Origin of the sequence: Klebsiella sp. GG_Kp175 (assembly GCF_040062325.1) — a bacterium.
GTDB lineage: Bacteria > Pseudomonadota > Gammaproteobacteria > Enterobacterales > Enterobacteriaceae > Klebsiella > Klebsiella quasipneumoniae.
Genome location: NZ_JBEAFX010000016.1, coordinates 28501 through 47123 on the forward strand (window position 1 = coordinate 28501; position 18623 = coordinate 47123).

Consider the following 18623-nt stretch of genomic DNA (forward strand, 5'->3'; position numbering starts at 1 on the left):
AGCGGAGTAGCCCGGATAAGGCGCAGCGCGCCGCCATCCGGGTGACTTGTGCGGCAAAAGCGGCGGGGATTAGCCTTCGTTTTCCGCCAGTTCGCGCAGATACTGGAAGATCAGGCGCGCGGATTTCGGCGGTTTGTTGCCTTCTTTCTCTTTCTTCGCATTGCGGATCAGGGAACGCAGCTGCTGACGGTCAGCATCTGGCCACAGGTTCAGCACTTCAGCTACGGCGTCATCCCCGTCGTCAATCAGTCGGTCACGAATCTGCTCCAGCTTGTGGAACAGCGCAACCTGCTGGTTGTGGCGGTTTTTTAGCTTATCCAGCGCCTGACGAATCGGATCGACATCGCGATTGCGCAGCATCTTACCGATAAGCTGCAGCTGGCGGCGGCGACCCTCTTTTTTGATTCGCTGGGCGAGTTCGATGGCGTCGCGCAGGTCAGTATCCAGCGGAATTTTATCCAGCGCGTTTTTCCCCAGGTCAACGAGTTCAGCGCCAAGACGCTTCAGTTCTTCCGCGTCGCGCTTAATTTCACTCTTACTGACCCAGATAATTTCATCGTCTTCATCCTCGATATCATCACCGGGAACGTCGTCGAGCCAGTCTTCGGGCTGCTTTGTCATCTCAGGCTCCTTAAAAAAAGAGGCTAATGTTACCAGTTAAGGCGCGCACTGAAAAACGGTTCTCTGTTAGACTTCAGTTAACTCCTTCTTACATTATGGCATTAGCAATGAAAGTGATCTCTCAAGTTGCCCAGCAACGTAAGACGCTGGAAGAGGCCGTGACCACGGCGCTGGAACTGGCGGCAGGTAAATCCGATGGCGCAGAAGTCTCCGTCAGCAAAACGACAGGCATCGGCGTCAGCACCCGCTATGGCGAAGTGGAGAATGTAGAATTCAATAGCGATGGGGCGTTAGGCATCACGGTTTACCACCAGAACCGCAAGGGCAGCGCCTCTTCCACCGATCTCAGCCCGGACGCCATCGCCCGTACCGTGCAGGCGGCGTTGGATATCGCACGCTATACCTCCCCGGACCCGTTTGCCGGCGTGGCCGATAAAGAGCTGCTGGCCTTTGACGCCCCGGATCTGGACCTGTTCCACCCGGCGGAGGTCTCCCCGGACGACGCCATTGAACTGGCCGCCCGCGCGGAGCAAGCGGCGCTGAAGGCCGATAAACGCATCACCAACACCGAAGGCGGCAGCTTTAACAGCCACTATGGCATCAAAGTGTTCGGCAACAGCCATGGCATGCTGCAAAGCTACTGCTCGACTCGCCATTCGCTCTCCAGCTGCGTCATTGCGGAAGATGACGGCGATATGGAACGCGACTACGCCTACACCATTGGCCGGGCAATCGAGGATCTGCAATCCCCGGAATGGGTCGGGGAAGAGTGCGCCCGCCGCACCCTGTCGCGCCTGGCGCCGCGTAAGCTGTCGACCATGAAGGCGCCGGTGATTTTCGCCAACGAAGTGGCGACCGGGCTGTTTGGCCACCTGGTCGGAGCGATTGCCGGTGGTTCGGTATACCGCAAATCCACCTTCCTGCTCGATTCGCTGGGCAAACAAATTTTGCCGGAGTGGCTGACCATTGAAGAGCATCCGCACCTGCTGAAAGGGCTGGCCTCCACGCCTTTCGACAGCGAAGGCGTGCGCACCGAGCGTCGCGATATCGTCAAAGATGGCGTACTGACCCAGTGGCTGCTGACCAACTACTCCGCCCGCAAGCTGGGGATGAAAAGCACCGGCCACGCCGGGGGCATCCATAACTGGCGCATTAACGGCCGCGGCCTGAGTTTTGCAAAGATGCTTAAAGAGATGGGCACCGGTCTTGTGGTTACCGAACTGATGGGGCAGGGTGTCAGTGGCGTCACCGGAGACTACTCACGCGGCGCATCCGGCTTCTGGGTAGAAAATGGCGAAATTCAATATCCTGTCAGTGAGATCACCATTGCAGGAAATCTGAAAGAAATGTGGCGTAATATCGTGACCATTGGCGATGATATTGAAACGCGCAGCAACATTCAGTGTGGTTCTGTGCTGCTGCCGGAGATGAAAATCGCCGGACAATAACACCTGTTTGCTTAAATAATAAAAAGGAAGTGAGCAATGCGTAAAAAACTGTTAGCGATGCTGGCTGTCTCTGCTTTTGCGCTCGGTTCAGCGTCGGCCTTCGCCGACCTGGGCGAAGACATGGACACTCTGGCAGAAAACCTGCAAGTGGTACAGAAAACCTCCGACGCCGGCGAGCTGAAAGCGGCGCTGAATAAGATGCGTACCGCCGCGGTTGATGCCCAGAAAGAGACCCCGCCGAAGCTGGAAGGCAAAGCGGCCGACAGCGCTGAGATGAAAGATTACCGTCACGGTCTGGATATTCTGATCGGCCAGATCGACGGCGCGCTGAAGCTGGCGAATGAAGGCAAGGTGAAAGAGGCGCAGGCCGCCGCGGAGGAGTTTAAAACCACCCGCAACACCTACCATAAGAAGTACCGCTAACTGTTCTTTTCGGGAGGCATCAGCCGATGTCTCCTGCCTGAAAACCTACCTGTATCACATTTTTCCCTTTTCTTTTTCCGGCCTTTCCGCAGCCGCGGGCGGCTCATTCGCGCGCATTGTTGTGATACGTCTCACGCCATAATTGCTGTTTTTTCATTTTTCCAGTGAATATGTGGTGTCGATCACGCCTGCCGTCTCCCTTTCCACTTCGAAGTGGAAAACAACTCGCTACAAACTCCCATCCCCCGGCGCTACTTTGATTCCCAGAGACATCAGCGGGGTATCAGAAGTGAATAACGGAGCGGTAATACACGACGTAGGGGAGCAGGCAGCGCAGACCGAACGCCTGGCTGACAAGATGCTGCAGCAGGTTTTTGCCCTGTTAAGCCGTCACGGCATCGTCCCTAACGACGTTCAGGAGCAAATGCTGACTTCCCACGTGCGGGCGATGGCCCACCGGTCAATCAGCGGCGAACCGCTGCCGGAAGTGGATGCCAGCCTGTTCGAAGAGATTTCACCAGATTCAATGACGTTGGCCCGCGAAGTGGTCGCGCAGTTCGGCAACCTGCCCGATGAAGAGGCCTGGCTGCTCTCCGTCCACTTCGAAGTCGCAAAAGAAAACCTGTAAGGAGCAAAACATGGAACAAATCACCGTAGTTATTGGCGACCGTATGGGTAAAGGCCAAAAGGTCGCCGCAGGCGCAGAGAAAGCCGGCGCACGCGCAGTGGTCGTCCCTGGCGTTGCTGCCGACATGAAGCTTGGTGACATGATGAAAGCGGAAAACGCCACCTTCGGCATCTCCTTCTGCGGCAGCGGCGGCGCCGGCGCCATCACCGCCCAGACCAAATACGGCTACAAAGCGAAATACGGCATGCGTTCTGTTGAAGAGGGCGTCACCGCCATCAACGAAGGCTGCAACGTGCTGGGCTTCGGCTTTATGGATAAAGAAGAGCTGGGCGAGCGCCTGGTAGAAGCCTGGAAAAAGAAATACGGCGCATAAGTATGAAAGAGCAATTCACCACCACGGTGAGGGTTGCCGGCAAAGGCGAAAGCAAATCACGGGCCTTCGCCGATGCCCTGAACCATGTGCAGGCTGCGGTGATGAAAACCTCATCGCACATTCTGCTGCGTATTGAGCCACAGGACGTGACGGTTGTTCATGCGCGCGAAGCGGTACGAAAAGAGGCCTTCCTGTTTTTCTTTTTGCGCCGTGAACGACGGACCTACAGCGTGGAGCTGGACGTCACCGTCAACGTGACCGCCATCGATCTCGATAAAGTGGATTTCGTCACGCAAACCTGATTGTTAGCAAAGGGTCTGACTATGTTCCTGATAATTTTAATAAAATCGCTTATCATCGGCGGCCTGGTCGGCGTCGGCGTGGGCGCCGGAGCGGCACGCATGTTTCATGCCCCTACCACCCAGGGGATGGGGGCGTTTCGAACCCTGGGCGAGCTGAACTCCTGTGAGGGCGATCCGGCTTCCCACTTCTCCTTTGGCCTCGGTTTCTTCTTTAACGCCTGGGCCTCTTCCGTTGCAGCAGGCTCCTTCACCCAGGATGTTGACCACCGCATTATCCCCAACTGGGGCGCGGCGGCGCTGATGCTGAAAAATCGTAACGTCGGCGAAACGCTGCACGATCCGAAAAAAATGGCCATCTCCTGCGGCATCATCGGCATGATTGTCGTCGCCTTCCTCAACCTTACCGCCTCGTCCGTACCGGAAGCGCTGCAGGTGACCGCGGTTAAGGTACTGGTACCGGCGGCAAACCTGCTGGTGAACACCGTGATGCCGGTGATCTTCTGGCTGGCGGCGATCGACGCCGGTAAAAAATCAGGCTTCTGGGCGACCATCTTCGGCGGCGCAGCGCAGCTGATTATGGGCAACGCCGTACCGGGGCTGGTGCTGGGTATTCTGATCGGCAAAGGCGTTGAAGAGAGCGGCTGGAACCGGGTCACCAAAGTGATGATGGTGGCCATTGTCGCCCTGTTCGTCCTCAGCGGCTTCTTCCGCGGCTTCGACATGAAGATGATCGAATCCTTCCATCTGACCGTGCCGAACTGGCTGGACATGATCCACAACTCACTCAGCGGCAAATAACGGGAGCCTGGTAATGGAACAGAATAAAGGTTTTTGGTATGCCGACTGGTCGTTCCCGATCTTCGTTGGCCTGCTCTCCTCCGGCGTCTTCGCCGGGACCCACATGTACTACCTGTACGGCATCGGCGCCTTTAACGAAGTCGCCTTCGTGGCGATGCTGAAGTCGGGGATTGATACCGGCGTTTACGGCGCGGTGGCGGCGTTTGGCGCCAGCTTCCTGTTCGCCCGCATCATCGAAGGGTCGCTGGTGGGGATCCTCGATATCGGCGGCGCTATTCAGACCGGGATCGGTCTTGGCGTCCCGGCGCTGCTGCTCGGCGCGGGCTTTGTCTTCCCGGTGGCGAACTTCGCCGCCTCGCTGGCAACCGGCCTGATCCTCGGCCTGGCGGTGGGCTACATCATCATTCTGGCGCGTAAGTTCACCATCAACCAGAGTGACTCCACCTACGGCGCCGACGTGATGATGGGCGCAGGTAACGCCTCCGGCCGCTTCCTGGGGCCGTTGATTATCCTCAGCGCAATGACCGCCTCGATTCCTATCGGGATCGGCTCGCTGGTTGGCGCACTGCTGTTCTACATCTGGCAGAAACCGATCACCGGTGGCGCCATCCTCGGCGCGATGATCCTTGGCTCGATCTTCCCGGTGGCGATTAGCTAATCGCCCGATGGCGCTGCGCTTATCGGGCCTACAGGTCAGCGCGATGTGTAGGCCGGATAAGGCGGTACGCCGCCATCCGGCAACAGATTCACTCTTTCATCAGGAGATAGCTATGTTTGATTTACTCCTGCGCCGCGCGCGCCTCGTCGACGATACCCTGACTGATATCGCCATTCAGGACGGGAAAATCGCGGCGCTGGGCGAGATTAGCGCGCCCTCCCGTAAAACCATCGATCTGCAGGGCAACAGCTACGTCAGCGCCGGCTGGATTGACTCCCACGTTCACTGCTACCCAAATTCGCCGATATATCACGATGAGCCGGACAGCGTTGGCATCGCCACCGGCGTCACCACCGTGATTGATGCTGGCAGCACCGGCGCCGACGATGTGGACGACTTCTACCAGTTAACCCGCAAAGCGGTGACGGAAGTCTATGCCCTGCTCAATATCTCCCGCGTCGGGCTGATTGCCCAGAACGAACTGGCCAATATGGCCAATATCGACGCCGAGGCGGTGAAGCAGGCGGTGCAGCGCCATCCCGACTTTATCGTCGGCCTGAAAGCGCGGATGAGCAGCAGCGTGGTGGGGGAAAACGGCATTACGCCGCTGGCGCGCGCCAAGACTATGCAGCAGGAAAACGGCGATCTGCCGCTGATGGTACACATCGGCAATAATCCGCCGAACCTCGATGAAATTGCCGAGCTGTTGAGTCGCGGCGACATCGTTACCCACTGCTATAACGGCAAGCCGAACCGCATTCTGAATCCTGCCGGCGAACTGCGCAGTTCGATTACCCGCGCCCTGCACCGCGGCATGCGCCTTGACGTCGGCCACGGTACCGCCAGCTTCAGCTTTGAAGTGGCGCGCCGGGCGATTGCGCTGGGCATTCTGCCGCACACCATCAGCTCGGATATTTACTGCCGCAACCGCATCGACGGCCCGGTACGTTCGCTGGCGCTGGTGATGTCGAAATTCCTCGCTATCGGCATGACCCTGCCGCAGGTGATTGACTGCGTGACCGTCAGCGCCGCCGAGGGGCTGCGCCTGTCGCGTAAAGGGCGGCTGGAAGTGGGTTTCGACGCCGATCTAACGCTATTTCGCCTGGAGCGCCAGCCTACGCTGCTGGTGGATGCCGAAAAAGAGAGCCTCCAGGCAGACAACATTCTGGTGCCGCTGGCCGCGATCCGCGCGGGCAAAGGCTATCTGACCGAACAAGGGAGCGCGGAACATGCCTTCGATTTTTGAAAAATACCATTTAAAACAAGTTATTAACACTTCCGGCCGGATGACGGCGCTGGGCGTCTCCACGCCGCGCCCGGAAGTGGTGGAAGCCGCGATGGCCGGTATGAACCAGTACTTTGAAATGAAAGACCTGGTGAATAAGACCGGCGAGTACATCGCCAGGCTGCTGGACGTGGAAGGGGCGACCGTGGTCTCCTGCGCGTCGGCAGGGATTGCCCAGTCGGTGGCGGCGGTGCTGGTGAAAGACAGCGACTGGCTGCTGGAGAACCTGCACGTTACGCCGATAGAGAATAACGAAATCGTCCTGCCGAAGGGCCACAACGTCAACTTCGGCGCGCCGGTCGGCACCATGGTGGCGCTGGGCGGAGGTAAGCTGGTGGAAGCGGGCTACGCCAACGAATGCTCTGCCGAACAGCTGGCGGCGGCGATCACCCCGCGCACCGCGGCGATCCTCTACATCAAATCCCACCACTGCGTGCAGAAAAGCATGCTCAACGTCGCGCAGGCCGCGGAAGTAGCGCGTCAGCATCATTTACCGCTGATCGTCGACGCGGCGGCGGAGGAAGATCTGCAGTGCTACTACCGCATGGGCGCCGACCTGGTTATCTACAGCGGCGCGAAAGCGATTGAAGGGCCGACCAGCGGGCTGGTGATCGGCAAAACGCAGTACGTTGAGTGGGTTAAACGCCAGTCGATGGGCATTGGCCGGGCGATGAAAGTGGGGAAAGAGGGGATCCTCGGCCTGACCTGCGCCATTGAACACTACCTGACGGCGAGCAAAGAGAGCGGTGAGGAGATGGTGACGAAGATGACGCCGTTTATCGAACAGCTCAACACCCTCAACGGCGTCACTGCCCGTGTGGTATGGGACAGCGCCGGCCGCGATATCGCCCGCGCCGAAATCAAATTCGACGAAGCGGTGACCGGCGTGAAGACCGGCGATCTGGTTAACGCGCTGAAGCAAGGCGAATACGCCATCTACTTCCGCGGCTATAAAGCGAATGAAGGCATTATCGAAGCCGATGTCCGCAGCGTTAACGCACAGCAGCTGGCGGTGGTCGCCCGTCGCATCGCGGAAGTTCTGCACAAGGAGAAACAAGCATGAAACTGACCCCAAACTTTTACCGTGACCGCGTGTGCCTGAACGTCCTGGCGGGCAGCAAAGACAACGCTCGGGAAATCTACGACGCGGCGGAAGGTCATGTCCTGGTCGGCGTGCTCTCCAAAAATTACCCGGACGTCGCCAGCGCGGTGGCCGATATGCGCGACTACGCGAAGCTGATTGATAACGCCCTCTCCGTCGGGCTGGGCGCGGGGGATCCGAATCAGTCGGCGATGGTGAGCGAGATTTCTCGCCAGGTGCAGCCGCAGCACGTCAACCAGGTCTTCACCGGCGTGGCCACCAGCCGCGCGCTGCTCGGGCAGAACGAGACGGTGGTCAACGGCCTGGTCTCGCCCACCGGCACCCCGGGGATGGTGAAGATCTCCACCGGCCCGCTGAGCAGCGGCGCGGCGGATGGGATTGTGCCGCTGGAAACCGCCATCGCGCTGTTAAAAGATATGGGCGGCAGCTCCATCAAATACTTCCCGATGGGCGGCCTGAAGCACCGCGACGAGTTCGAAGCAGTGGCCAAAGCCTGCGCCGCGCACGATTTCTGGCTGGAGCCGACCGGCGGTATCGATCTGGAAAACTACAGCGAGATCCTGAAAATCGCCCTTGATGCCGGGGTAAGCAAAATCATCCCGCATATCTACAGCTCGATTATCGATAAGGCCAGCGGCAACACCCGCCCGGCCGATGTTCGCCAGCTGCTGGAGATGACCAAACAGTTAGTGAAGTAGTGCCCTTGCCCCTCACCCATCAAAGGATGAGGGGCAACTGATCCCACCGAACCATCAAGGAGTTACCATGCCAACCGCTCGTCACCTGCTTGTTGCTTCACTGTCTTTGCTTGCCGCCGGCGCCGCCGCGCAAACCCACTACGCCTGGATTGGCACCTATAATCCCAATGGCGAAGGTCTGTACCGCTTTACCGTTGATGGCCAAACCGGCGCGCTGCGGGACAAGGCGCTGGTGAGCTCGCTGGCGAACGTCGCGCAGCTGACCGTCTCGCGCGATGGCAAAACGCTGTATGCCGCCAGCGAGGTGGAGAAAGGCGTGGTGCAGGCGTGGCGCATTGAGAAGAACGGTGAGCTGACCGCACTCAATCAGGTCGCCTCCGGCGGCGCCGGGCCGGTTTATCTCTCCCTGACGCCAAACGGTAAACAGTTGCTGGTAGCCAACTACGTCAGCGGCAGCATCGCCGTGCTACCGGTCAAAGAAGATGGTAGCCTGGGTGAGGCGGTGGACAGGCATCAGGATGAAGGCCCGGCAGGGGCCGAACGCCCGGCGGCGGCCGTCGAGGGCAGTTTCGCCATCAGCGATCACAATGGCCCGCACGCCCATATGATCGCCGCCGATCCCAGCGGAAAATACGTTTACTCTACCGATCTGGGGCTGGATCGGATCTATCAGTACCGGCTGGATAGCGCCAGCGGCAAGCTGACGCCGAACGAACCGCCATTTATCGCCGCTTCGTCGCCGGGCGCCGGCCCGCGCCACTTCGTCTTTACGCCAAAGGGCGACGGCCTGTGGCTGATTAACGAAGAAGCGTCGACGCTGACCTTCTATCATCTGGATCAGCAAAGCGGTCTGCTGCGCGAAGGCAAAACCGTCTCCGCGCTGCCGAAAGAGTATAAGGGCACCAGCTTTGCCGCCGGTCTGGCGCTGAGCAACGACGGCAAACAGCTGTACGTCGCCAACCGTCTGCATAACAGCATCGCCCACTTTACGGTGCAGGCCGATGGCCGCCTGAGCCACCAGGAGGATATCTGGACGCGCGGAGATTACCCCCGCACGCTGACCCTGGATACTCAGGGGCAGTGGCTGTACGTCATGAACCAGCGTAGCGATAATATTACCCGCTTCAGCGTGGCGCCGAAGGATGGCAAATTGACCTTTGTCTCAGACTACACGCCGGTCGGCAGCCCATCGCAGATGGTGATATCCGCCCAACCCTGAGCCGTAACCACAAGGAACTGACATGCGATTTCCCAACCAACGCTTAGCGCAACTCTTCACCCTGCTGCGGAATGAAACGCTGCCGCAGGATGAGCTGGCGCAACGCCTGTCGGTTTCCACCCGTACCGTGCGCGCCGATATTACCGCCCTGAATGCGCTACTGGCGCAGTATGGCGCGCAGTTTATCCTTAACCGCGGCAGTGGTTATCAGCTGAAAATTGATAACCCGGCGAGCTTTCAGACACTGGAGGAGACGTCGCCGAAGGCGCAGCATGTCCCGCGTACCGCCCAGGATCGCATCACGTTTCTGCTGGTGCGTTTTCTGACATCGGCGTTCTCCATCAAGCTGGAAGACCTGGCGGATGAGTGGTTCGTCAGCCGCGCCACGCTGCAGAACGATATGGTCGAGGTGCGCGAGCGCTTCCAGCGCTATCAGCTCACCCTTGAAACCCGCCCGCGCCACGGTATGAAGCTGTTTGGCAGCGAGGTATCGGTTCGCGCCTGCCTCACCGACCTGCTGTGGGAGCTGGCCCAGCAGGGCGGTATCGCGCCGCCGATCGGCGCCGAGGCCTTTGCCGCGGAGGTGCCTGCGCTGCTGGAGCCCGTGCTGCAGGAGACGCTAACCCGGCACCATATTCGCCTCACCGACGTCGGCGAGCGCTTTATCTGCCTGTACGGGGCGGTGGTGGTGCGCCGCGTCAGCGAAGGCTACCCGCTGGCGGATTTCAGTGCTGAAGATGTGGCGCAGAACGTCCGTGATGCCGCGCGCGATCTGGCGGGCGAACTGCAGCGGCTGGCCGGTAAACCTTTATCGCCCGCGGAAGAAGAGTGGCTGTGCGTGCATATCGCCGCCCGTCAGGTACAGGACGTGGACCCGGAAACCATCAGCGCCGACGATGACGAAGCGCTGGTCAACTACATCCTGCGCTACATCAACAGCCAGTATAACTACAATCTGCTGGACGATGCCCAGCTGCACGCCGATCTGCTGACCCACATAAAGACCATGATCACCCGCGTACGCTACCAGATCATGATCCCCAATCCGCTGCTGGATAACATCAAACAGCACTACCCGATGGCCTGGGATATGACCCTCGCCGCGGTCTCCAGCTGGGGCAAATACACGCCTTATACCATTAGCGAAAACGAAATCGGTTTTCTGGTGCTGCATATCGGCGTCGGGCTGGAGCGCCACTACAACATCGGTTACCAGCGTCAGCCGCAGGTGCTGCTGGTGTGCGATACCAGCAATGCGATGGTGCGGATGATTGAGGCGATCCTGCAGCGCAAATATCCGCAGCTGGAGATCGCCGCCACTATTTCCCAGCGCGAGTACGAACAGCGGGACGCGATCGAGGCGGATTTTGTTATCTCCACGGTGCGGATCAGCGAAAAAGACAAGCCGGTAGTGACCATCGCGCCGTTCCCCACTGACTATCAACTGGATCAGATCGGCAAGCTGGTGCTGGTGGACCGCACCCGTCCGTGGATGCTGAATAAGTACTTCGATGCCGCCCATTTCCGGGTGATCGACACGCCGATGGATCAGCAAACGCTGTTCGCCGGACTGTGTCAGCAGCTGCTGGAGGAAGGCTTCGTCGATGCGGAGTTTCATGCTTCGGTGGTGGAGCGTGAAGCGATCGTCAGCACCATGCTCGGCGACGGTATTGCGCTGCCGCACTCCCTGGGTCTGCTGGCGAAAAAGACGGTGGTCTATACCGTTATTGCCCCGCAGGGCATCGCCTGGGGGGACGAAACCGCCCATATCATCTTCCTGCTCGCTATCAGCAAGCGCGAGTATGAAGAGGCGATGGCGATCTACGATATTTTCGTGACTTTCCTGCGCGAGCGCGCCATGAGCCGCCTCGCCACGACCCGCAGCTTCGATGAGTTTAAAATGGTGGCGATGGAATGCGTCAGCCGGTTTTGAGAGGCGTTTTCCAGATTCGAGTGTAATTCAAATGTAATGCTATAATGCATTACAAAATATCCCTTTCTGGAGGCATAATGGCCACGCTCAACGTTCGACTGGATGATAAACTCAAAAAAGAGGCTTATGCCGTGCTGGAGAAACTCGATATGACGCCAACGGAGGCGGTACGCCTGCTGTTTCAATACATTGCGGAAAATGGCCGCATGCCGGTGAAAAGTATGACTATCAGCGATAGCGAAGCGGCATTATTACGCACCGTCCGCGAGCGGCTGGAAAACCCACGGCCGGGGGTTAAGGTGAGTCTGGATGACCTATGAACTGGAGTTTGATCCACGAGCCTGGCGCGAATGGCAGCTTGGCGAGACGGTCAAAAAACAGTTCAAAAATAAGCTCCAGCAGATTGTGCAGAATCCGCGAATTGAGTCGGCCAGGCTGAGCGATTTGCCGGATTGCGACAAAATCAAGCTTAAGGCGTCAGGTTATCGGCTGGTGTATCAAGTACGAGATAGTGTGGTGGTGGTTTACGTTATTGCCATTGGCAAAAGAGAGAAAGCGGCCGTTTATCATCAGGCGAATAAACGGCTCTAAACGCTATCGCAAATGATGCACGACCTGGTTGCTGCTGCCGCGCCAGATCAGCGCCGGGTCTTTTAAATCTTGCACAAACTTACCGTCGACCAGCACGTTGATCAGGTTCACCACCTGCATCTGCGCCTCATTCAGCTCTTCCAGCTTATAGCCGGTCCAGACCCAGATATCTTTACCGGGGCATTCGGCGCGCACGCGCTGAACCAGCTTTAAGATCTCCGCGATGTTTTGCGGATGCAGCGGATCGCCGCCGGAGAGTGAAATCCCCTGGCGCTTGATGCGGGTATCGTTGAGGTCGGCAATGATGCGGTCGGCCATCTCGGTCGTGAAGGGCATGCCGGAATTCACCCGCCAGGTGCTTTTGTTGTAGCAGCCTGGGCACTCGTGGACGCAGCCGGAGACAAACAGGGTGCAGCGGGTGCCGGGGCCGTTGACAATATCTACCGGGTAGTACTGATGGTAATTCATTGTTTCCTCTTCTCATTTGCCGCTGCAGCGGCGTTGGCTGCGCTCGCTCGCCCGGGTCACTTACTCCAGTAAGCTCCCCGGGACTTACTCGTTTGCCGCCTTGCTACAACGCCAACTGATTTGAGGAAACCCACCTGGCTGTCTGGGATCCCTTCGTTTGCCGCCTTGCTCTGACGTTATTTGCTTTGCGAAAACGGAGGAGTGCGGCCATTTCCCGGCGTCGCTGCGCTCGGCCGGGCTACGACTCACCAGGCAGTGGTAGCCCGGATAAGGCGCTGCGCGCCGCTATCCGGGAAAAGCGCATTGTTCTTTAACCGATCTGCCCATTGCCCAGGTGCTTCACGCGGCGCTTCACTTCTTCCTGCTTGCCGGCGTTGAACGGACGCGCGTCCGGGCTACCGAGGTAGCCGCACACCCGGCGGGTAACGGAAACGCGGGAGGCGTCGTGGTTACCGCATTTCGGGCAGGTAAAACCCTTGCTGGTGCACTCGAACTCGCCGGTGAAACCACACTCGTAGCATTCATCGATCGGCGTATTGGTTCCGTAATACGGCACATGCTGATAGCTGTAATCCCACACGTCCTCCAGCGCCTTCAGGTTGTGCTGGATGTTCGGGTATTCGCCGTAGCAAATGAAGCCCCCGTTGGCCAGCGGCGGATACGGCGCTTCAAAATCGATCTTGTCGTACGGGTTGACCTTCTTCTCCACGTCGAGGTGGAAGCTGTTGGTGTAGTAACCTTTGTCGGTCACCCCTTCCACCACGCCAAACTCGGCGGTATCGAGACGGCAGAAGCGATCGCACAGGTTTTCGCTCGGCGTGCTGTACAAGCTAAAGCCGTAGCCGGTCTCTTCCTTCCACAAATCGACGGCGTCGCGCAGGCGCTGGACGATGGCCACACCCTTCTCGCGCAGCGCCTCGCTGTCGTACATGTGCTGATTGCCGTACAGTGCATTGATGGTTTCATGGATACCGATATAGCCCAGCGAAATCGACGCCCGGCCGTTTTTGAAAATCTCGGAGACGTCGTCGTCGGCTTTCAGTCGCACGCCGCAGGCCCCTTCCATATAGAGGATCGGCGCCACGCGCGCTTTTACCCCTTCCAGGCGGGCAATACGGGTCATCAGCGCTTTGCGCGCCAGCTGCAGGCGCTCGTCCAGCAGCGCCCAGAAGGCGGCTTCGTCGCCTTTCGCTTCCAGGGCGATGCGCGGCAGGTTGAGGCTGATAACGCCGAGGTTATTGCGTCCATCGTGCACCTGCTCGCCGTTCTCGTTTTCCCACACCCCGAGGAAGCTGCGGCAGCCCATCGGCGTTTTAAACGACCCGGTAACTTTCACCACCTGGTCGTAGTTGAGGATATCCGGGTACATGCGCTTGCTGGCGCACTCCAGCGCCAGCTGTTTGATGTCGTAGTTCGGATCGCCGAACTTATGGTTCAGGCCGTCACGGATCGCGAACACCAGTTTCGGGAACACCGCGGTCTTACGGTTTTTACCGAGGCCGGCAATGCGGTTACGCAGAATCGACTGCTGGATCAACCGCGATTCCCAGCTGGTGCCGAGGCCGAACCCGAAGGTGACGAACGGCGTCTGACCGTTGGCGGTATGCAGCGTGTTAACCTCATACTCCAGCGACTGGAAGGCGTCGTAGCACTCTTTTTCGGTACGGGCGCGGGCATAGCCTTCGGCATCCGGGATCTGCCACTCTTCGGCGATTTTGCGATGCTTGTTAAAGCTTTCGCTGACGAACGGCGCCAGCACTTCATCGATGCGGTTAATGGTGGTGCCGCCGTAAATATGGCTGGCGACCTGGGCGATGATCTGCGCTGTCACCGCGGTGGCGGTAGAGATAGACTTCGGCGGCTCGATCTCCGCGTTGCCCATCTTAAAGCCCTGGGTCAGCATGCCTTTCAGGTCGATCAGCATGCAGTTAAACATGGGGAAGAAGGGCGAGTAATCGAGGTCATGATAGTGGATCATGCCGCGTTCGTGGGCCATCACCACATCGTGAGGCAGCAGGTGCTGACGGGCGTAGTGCTTGGCGACGATACCGGCCAGCAGGTCGCGCTGGGTCGGGATGACTTTACTGTCCTTGTTGGCGTTTTCGTTGAGCAGCGCGGAGTTGGTCTGCTCGACGAGGCCGCGGATCTCCTGATTGAGGCGGCCGCGCTTCTCACGCTGGCTATCGCGGTCATGGCGATACTCAATATAGGCGCGCGCCAGCTGCTTATAGGGGCCGGACATCAGCTGGTTTTCCACCGCGGTCTGGATCTCATTGATGTCGACCTGGGCGCGGCCCTGCATTTGTTGGCTAACGACTTCTGCGACGGTGGCGCAATAGTCTGCGTCATCGACTCCCGCTGCTTTAGCTGCACGCAGAATTGCTTCCTGAATGCGCTCTGACTTGAACGGCACTTTACAGCCATCACGTTTCATCACATGCGGTGTCATGATCACTCCATATATAGAACAGGTTATCCACAGAGGCGGAGGTTATCCCGAAGGCGCTGCGCGCTACGGCTCGTGCTGTTTGCCTTCAGATCCGGCCCGTTTTATCCACATCTCATCACCGCCAGACATCGACAAGATATGGTGACATAATAGACGATTAATACAACATGTAGGGCCGGGACGCATTTTAAGTTCTATATGTAGTGATTTGCATCAAAGATGTTTGCGATTTTATTGACCCAGAACAAGGTAAAAAGGTGAGAGTACGGATGATGGGCGCTGGCGATAAATGTAAATTTATCTGGCTGGAAAATAAGCAAAAATGCCTGGCGTTCGCCACCGGCGCCAGGCATGACATTCTCATCTCGGGAGGGCAGGGGATACCTTACGCCTGTAGCCACCATACCGCTTCGAACGGCCGCAGCGTCAGCCCGGTCGGGCGGGGCGTGGTCTCGGCATAGTTGCTGATAATCATCTTCCAGTCGCCTGGTGCCTCCTCTGGCTGCCAGGTCTGCAGTTCGCGGCTCAGGTTGGCGGCGACCACCAGCGTTTGCCCCTGCCACTGACGGCGATAGCACCACAGCGACGGATGCTCCGGCAGCAGATCCTCGTAATCGCCCCAGGTCAGCAGCGGCAGGGTTTTACGCAGCGTAATCAGCTGCTGATAGGCATAAAACACTGAATCGGGATCCGCTAGCGCCGCCTCGACGTTGATCTCCTGGTAATTATCGCCAAGGCCGATCCACGGCTCACCGTCGCTAAAGCCACCGTTCTCGCCACTATGCCACGGCATCGGCGTGCGGCTGTTGTCGCGCGATTTGCTGGCAAGGATTGCCAGCAGTTCGTCCGGGCTTTGCCCCTGCGCCGCACGTTCGATAAACATATTGTGGCTCTCGACGTCGCGATAATCGCTGATGCTGTTGAAGTGCGGATTGGTCATACCGATCTCTTCGCCCTGATAAATATAGGGCGTGCCCTGCATGCCGTGCAGCACCATCGCCAGCATCTTCGCCGCCGGCACCCGGTACGCGCCTTCGTCGCCAAAGCGCGAGACGATGCGCGGCTGATCGTGGTTACACCAGAACAGCGCGTTCCATGCCCGGTTGTGCATCCCCTGCTGCCAGTGGCGGAACAGCGCCTTCAGCGCCACATAGTCCGGGCGGGCGAGGGTCCACTTCTCCCCTCCGGGATAATCGACTTTTAAATGGTGGAAGTTAAAGGTCATCGACAGCTCGCGGCCGTCCAGCGCGGCGTACTGCTGGCAGTGTTCCAGCGAGGTGGAAGACATCTCGCCGACGGTCATCAGGTTACGCGGGGTGAAGACATCGCGGCTCATCTCCTGCAGGAACTCATGCACCCGCGGGCCGTCGGTATAGAAGCGGCGGCCATCCCCGTCCAGATCGCAGGGAAAGGTCTGGTCTTTTGAGATCAGGTTGACCACGTCGAGGCGCAGACCGTCGACGCCGCGGTCAGCCCAGAATTCGCAGACCTTTTTCAGCTCGGCGCGCACCGCCGGATTCTCCCAGTTGAGATCCGCCTGCTCAATGGCGAACAGGTGCAGATAATACTGCCTGCTGTCGGCGTGCCACTGCCAGGCGTTGCCGCCAAACTTGGAGCGCCAGTTGTTCGGCAGGGCGTCCGGTTCGCCATCGCGCCAGATATAGAACTGACGGTAGGGGCTTTCCTTATTCAGCGACTGACGGAACCATTCGTGTTTGGTCGAGGTATGGTTCAGCACCATATCCAGCACGATGCGGATCCCGCGGGCCTTCGCCTCCGCCACCAGGGCGTCAAAGTCGGCCATCGTGCCGTAGGAGGGATCGATGGCGGTGTAGTTCGCCACGTCGTAGCCGTTATCCACCTGCGGAGAGACGTAGAACGGCGTCAGCCAGATGGCGTCTACCCCAAGCTTTTGCAGATAGTCGAGGCGGGAGGTGACGCCGCGCAGGTCGCCGGTACCGCTGCCGGTGGTATCCTGAAAACTCTTCGGATAGATTTGATAAATAACGCCGTTTTGCCACCAGTGGGGGAGTTGATTCATAGTACTTTCCTGCTGCAACGAGAGGCGCCAAAGGCGCCCCGAAAGAAGAAGTTAGACAATCTGCAAAGTGCCCTGACGGTACTTGCGCTGATACACCACGGTGGTGAGGATAATCGGCACCACCACCGCGATGGCCATCGCCATGGCGTACACCTGCCAGTAGGTAGGCTGGATGGAGAGGATCCCCGGCAGGCCGCCGACGCCGATGCCGTTCGCCAGCACGCCGTTCAGGCCGCACAGCAGGCCGGCGAGGCCGGAGCCGATCATCGCGCACAGCATCGGGAAGCGGTACTTCAGGTTGATACCGTACATTGCCGGCTCGGTGACCCCGAGATAGGCGGAGATCGCCGCCGGCACCGAGATTTCACGTTCATTCTGCTTGCGGCTGGCGATGATGATGCCGACCACCGCCGACGCCTGGGCAATGTTGGACAGCGCAATCAGCGGCCACACCGGGGTACCGCCCATGCTCTGGATCATCTGCATATCGATGGCGAGGGTGGTCTGGTGGACACCGGTTATCACCAGCGGCGCGTAGAGGAAGCCAAACAGCGCGGCGCCGATCGGCGCGAAGCTGCCGGTTAACAGATGGCGCACCGCGAAGGCCACGCCGTCGCCGATCAGGCGGCCGAACGGACCGATAATGGCGTGCGCGAGGAATACCGCCAGGATCAGCGAGCAGACCGGGACAATGACCAGGTAGAGGTAGTCCGGCACGATGCGCTTGAGGCGCGTCTCGATAAAGCCTAAGGTCAGGCCAGCCAGCAGGGCCGGGATCACCTGCGCCTGGTAGCCGACTTTAGCAATGGTAAACAGGCCGAAGTTCCACACCTCCGGCACCTGCTGGCCGAGGAGATAGGCGTTCATCAGCTGCGGGGACACCAGGGTGACGCCAAGGAAGATCCCGAGGATCGGCGTGCCGCCCATCTTCTTCACCGCCGACCAGCAGATCCCCACTGGCAGATAGAAGAAGATCGCCTCGCCAATCAGCCACAGGAAGTCATAGATGGTTTTCAGCGACGGGTGCATCTGGGCCAGCGTCTGGCCGTTGCTCATGGGTAAGTCGCCGATGACGTTGCGGAAACCGAGGATCAGACCGCCGCTGATCAGCGCCGGCAGCAGTGGGAAGAAGATCTCGGCGAAGTGCGAAATCAGCTGTTCATGCCACTTCATATTTTGCCGCGCGGCCTGTTTGACCTGCTCTTTATCGGCGGAAGTCTGGCCGGTGGTCGCCAGCAGGGCTTTGTAGTAATCGCCCACCTCGGTGCCGATGACCACCTGGAACTGGCCGGCGTTAGTGAAGCATCCCTTCACCATGCGCAGCTGCTCAATCTCTTTTGGTCTGGCGATGGCCGGGTCGTTCAGCACAAAGCGCAAACGGGTAATACAGTGGCTGACGGTGGCGATGTTACCGCGCCCGCCCACCAGTTCGATCAGTTTATCGATGTCCTGCTGGTTTACTTTGCTCATGATGAAGCCTCAAAAACAGAGGGGAGAGATGCCGTTTTTACCTTGAGGGCATCCTAACCGTTCCGCTTAATTTGCAAAATGGGAACGTTCCCGAAACCCAGCGACGATCACATAAA

Annotated in this window: 19 protein-coding genes; 14 read left to right on the forward strand and 5 right to left on the reverse strand. The window is 58.8% G+C overall.

Annotated features, from left to right (window positions below):
* Positions 1 to 69: 69 nt before the first annotated feature.
* Positions 70 to 621 carry a ribosome biogenesis factor YjgA gene (yjgA, locus tag ABLU73_RS20400; protein ID WP_004206498.1) on the reverse strand — a complete coding sequence of 184 codons (552 nt, stop codon included), beginning with the start codon at positions 619 to 621 and terminating at the stop codon, positions 70 to 72.
* 95 nt (positions 622 to 716) lie between these two features.
* Here yjgA and pmbA point away from each other — a divergent pair, with 95 nt between their 5' ends.
* From pmbA to ABLU73_RS20470, 14 genes are all read left to right on the forward strand, one after another.
* Entirely contained in the window at positions 717 to 2069 is a 1353-nt protein-coding gene (gene pmbA / locus ABLU73_RS20405; RefSeq protein WP_017900576.1) for a metalloprotease PmbA, read from the forward strand.
* A 36-nt stretch (positions 2070 to 2105) separates the two neighbouring features.
* Entirely contained in the window at positions 2106 to 2492 is a 387-nt protein-coding gene (gene cybC / locus ABLU73_RS20410) for a cytochrome b562 (protein ID WP_002886893.1), read from the forward strand.
* Positions 2493 to 2781: 289 nt separating this feature from the next.
* Entirely contained in the window at positions 2782 to 3120 is a 339-nt protein-coding gene (locus ABLU73_RS20415) for a PRD domain-containing protein (protein WP_004206500.1), read from the forward strand.
* 10 nt (positions 3121 to 3130) lie between these two features.
* Entirely contained in the window at positions 3131 to 3493 is a 363-nt protein-coding gene (locus ABLU73_RS20420; protein WP_348850411.1) for an SFCGS family glycine-rich protein, read from the forward strand.
* 2 nt (positions 3494 to 3495) lie between these two features.
* A complete protein-coding gene (locus ABLU73_RS20425; protein ID WP_004206503.1) occupies positions 3496 to 3795 on the forward strand; it encodes a DUF4312 family protein in 300 nt (99 codons plus the stop codon).
* 21 nt (positions 3796 to 3816) lie between these two features.
* Positions 3817 to 4593 (forward strand): DUF4311 domain-containing protein, encoded by a 777-nt coding sequence (locus ABLU73_RS20430; protein ID WP_002886897.1) that lies wholly within the window; start codon positions 3817 to 3819, stop codon positions 4591 to 4593.
* A gap of 13 nt (positions 4594 to 4606) precedes the next feature.
* Positions 4607 to 5251 (forward strand): DUF4310 family protein, encoded by a 645-nt coding sequence (locus ABLU73_RS20435; protein ID WP_004206504.1) that lies wholly within the window; start codon positions 4607 to 4609, stop codon positions 5249 to 5251.
* 112 nt (positions 5252 to 5363) lie between these two features.
* A complete protein-coding gene (locus tag ABLU73_RS20440) occupies positions 5364 to 6497 on the forward strand; it encodes an amidohydrolase/deacetylase family metallohydrolase (protein WP_264924185.1) in 1134 nt (377 codons plus the stop codon).
* Entirely contained in the window at positions 6481 to 7599 is a 1119-nt protein-coding gene (locus ABLU73_RS20445; RefSeq protein WP_048294063.1) for a DgaE family pyridoxal phosphate-dependent ammonia lyase, read from the forward strand. The genes ABLU73_RS20440 and ABLU73_RS20445 overlap by 17 nt, the downstream gene beginning before the upstream one ends.
* A complete protein-coding gene (locus ABLU73_RS20450) occupies positions 7596 to 8336 on the forward strand; it encodes a KDGP aldolase family protein (protein WP_004206507.1) in 741 nt (246 codons plus the stop codon). Before ABLU73_RS20445 ends, ABLU73_RS20450 begins: the two co-directional genes overlap by 4 nt.
* A 67-nt stretch (positions 8337 to 8403) precedes the next feature.
* On the forward strand, positions 8404 to 9555 hold the full coding sequence (locus ABLU73_RS20455; RefSeq protein ID WP_101839283.1) for a lactonase family protein: 1152 nt from the start codon (positions 8404 to 8406) through the stop codon (positions 9553 to 9555).
* Positions 9556 to 9577: 22 nt separating this feature from the next.
* Positions 9578 to 11488: a PRD domain-containing protein gene (locus tag ABLU73_RS20460; RefSeq protein WP_101839286.1), complete on the forward strand. Its 1911-nt coding sequence runs from the start codon at positions 9578 to 9580 to the stop codon at positions 11486 to 11488.
* Between the two features lie 77 nt (positions 11489 to 11565).
* Positions 11566 to 11808: a type II toxin-antitoxin system RelB/DinJ family antitoxin gene (locus tag ABLU73_RS20465; RefSeq protein WP_101839288.1), complete on the forward strand. Its 243-nt coding sequence runs from the start codon at positions 11566 to 11568 to the stop codon at positions 11806 to 11808.
* Positions 11798 to 12079: a type II toxin-antitoxin system RelE/ParE family toxin gene (locus ABLU73_RS20470; protein WP_108433176.1), complete on the forward strand. Its 282-nt coding sequence runs from the start codon at positions 11798 to 11800 to the stop codon at positions 12077 to 12079. The genes ABLU73_RS20465 and ABLU73_RS20470 overlap by 11 nt, the downstream gene beginning before the upstream one ends.
* 3 nt (positions 12080 to 12082) lie before the next feature.
* On the opposite strand, the gene nrdG is transcribed toward ABLU73_RS20470, so the two are convergent.
* The 4 genes from nrdG to treB all read right to left on the reverse strand — a co-directional run bounded on the left by nrdG (position 12083) and on the right by treB (position 18507).
* Entirely contained in the window at positions 12083 to 12547 is a 465-nt protein-coding gene (nrdG, locus tag ABLU73_RS20475; RefSeq protein WP_032456904.1) for an anaerobic ribonucleoside-triphosphate reductase-activating protein, read from the reverse strand.
* Positions 12548 to 12857: 310 nt separating this feature from the next.
* Positions 12858 to 14996, reverse strand: a complete 2139-nt coding sequence (nrdD, locus tag ABLU73_RS20480) for an anaerobic ribonucleoside-triphosphate reductase (RefSeq protein ID WP_004206513.1) — start codon at positions 14994 to 14996, stop codon at positions 12858 to 12860.
* Positions 14997 to 15381: 385 nt separating this feature from the next.
* Positions 15382 to 17037, reverse strand: a complete 1656-nt coding sequence (gene treC, locus ABLU73_RS20485) for an alpha,alpha-phosphotrehalase (RefSeq protein ID WP_264924192.1) — start codon at positions 17035 to 17037, stop codon at positions 15382 to 15384.
* Positions 17038 to 17088: 51 nt separating this feature from the next.
* On the reverse strand, positions 17089 to 18507 hold the full coding sequence (treB, locus tag ABLU73_RS20490) for a PTS trehalose transporter subunit IIBC (RefSeq protein WP_348850414.1): 1419 nt from the start codon (positions 18505 to 18507) through the stop codon (positions 17089 to 17091).
* Positions 18508 to 18623: the final 116 nt, after the last annotated feature.

What these genes read in the sequence shown, in the direction of transcription:
- ABLU73_RS20445 (WP_048294063.1), top strand. Translation starts at nt 6,481, where the DNA reads ATGCCTTCGATTTTTGAAAAATACCATTTAAAACAAGTTATTAACACT.
- ABLU73_RS20455 (WP_101839283.1), top strand. Translation starts at nt 8,404, where the DNA reads ATGCCAACCGCTCGTCACCTGCTTGTTGCTTCACTGTCTTTGCTTGCC.
- ABLU73_RS20440 (WP_264924185.1), top strand. Translation starts at nt 5,364, where the DNA reads ATGTTTGATTTACTCCTGCGCCGCGCGCGCCTCGTCGACGATACCCTG.
- nrdD (WP_004206513.1), bottom strand. Translation starts at nt 14,996, where the DNA reads ATGACACCGCATGTGATGAAACGTGATGGCTGTAAAGTGCCGTTCAAG.
- ABLU73_RS20460 (WP_101839286.1), top strand. Translation starts at nt 9,578, where the DNA reads ATGCGATTTCCCAACCAACGCTTAGCGCAACTCTTCACCCTGCTGCGG.
- nrdG (WP_032456904.1), bottom strand. Translation starts at nt 12,547, where the DNA reads ATGAATTACCATCAGTACTACCCGGTAGATATTGTCAACGGCCCCGGC.
- treC (WP_264924192.1), bottom strand. Translation starts at nt 17,037, where the DNA reads ATGAATCAACTCCCCCACTGGTGGCAAAACGGCGTTATTTATCAAATC.
- treB (WP_348850414.1), bottom strand. Translation starts at nt 18,507, where the DNA reads ATGAGCAAAGTAAACCAGCAGGACATCGATAAACTGATCGAACTGGTG.
- ABLU73_RS20430 (WP_002886897.1), top strand. Translation starts at nt 3,817, where the DNA reads ATGTTCCTGATAATTTTAATAAAATCGCTTATCATCGGCGGCCTGGTC.
- ABLU73_RS20470 (WP_108433176.1), top strand. Translation starts at nt 11,798, where the DNA reads ATGACCTATGAACTGGAGTTTGATCCACGAGCCTGGCGCGAATGGCAG.
- ABLU73_RS20465 (WP_101839288.1), top strand. Translation starts at nt 11,566, where the DNA reads ATGGCCACGCTCAACGTTCGACTGGATGATAAACTCAAAAAAGAGGCT.
- ABLU73_RS20420 (WP_348850411.1), top strand. Translation starts at nt 3,131, where the DNA reads ATGGAACAAATCACCGTAGTTATTGGCGACCGTATGGGTAAAGGCCAA.
- ABLU73_RS20450 (WP_004206507.1), top strand. Translation starts at nt 7,596, where the DNA reads ATGAAACTGACCCCAAACTTTTACCGTGACCGCGTGTGCCTGAACGTC.
- pmbA (WP_017900576.1), top strand. Translation starts at nt 717, where the DNA reads ATGGCATTAGCAATGAAAGTGATCTCTCAAGTTGCCCAGCAACGTAAG.
- ABLU73_RS20435 (WP_004206504.1), top strand. Translation starts at nt 4,607, where the DNA reads ATGGAACAGAATAAAGGTTTTTGGTATGCCGACTGGTCGTTCCCGATC.
- cybC (WP_002886893.1), top strand. Translation starts at nt 2,106, where the DNA reads ATGCGTAAAAAACTGTTAGCGATGCTGGCTGTCTCTGCTTTTGCGCTC.
- yjgA (WP_004206498.1), bottom strand. Translation starts at nt 621, where the DNA reads ATGACAAAGCAGCCCGAAGACTGGCTCGACGACGTTCCCGGTGATGAT.
- ABLU73_RS20425 (WP_004206503.1), top strand. Translation starts at nt 3,496, where the DNA reads ATGAAAGAGCAATTCACCACCACGGTGAGGGTTGCCGGCAAAGGCGAA.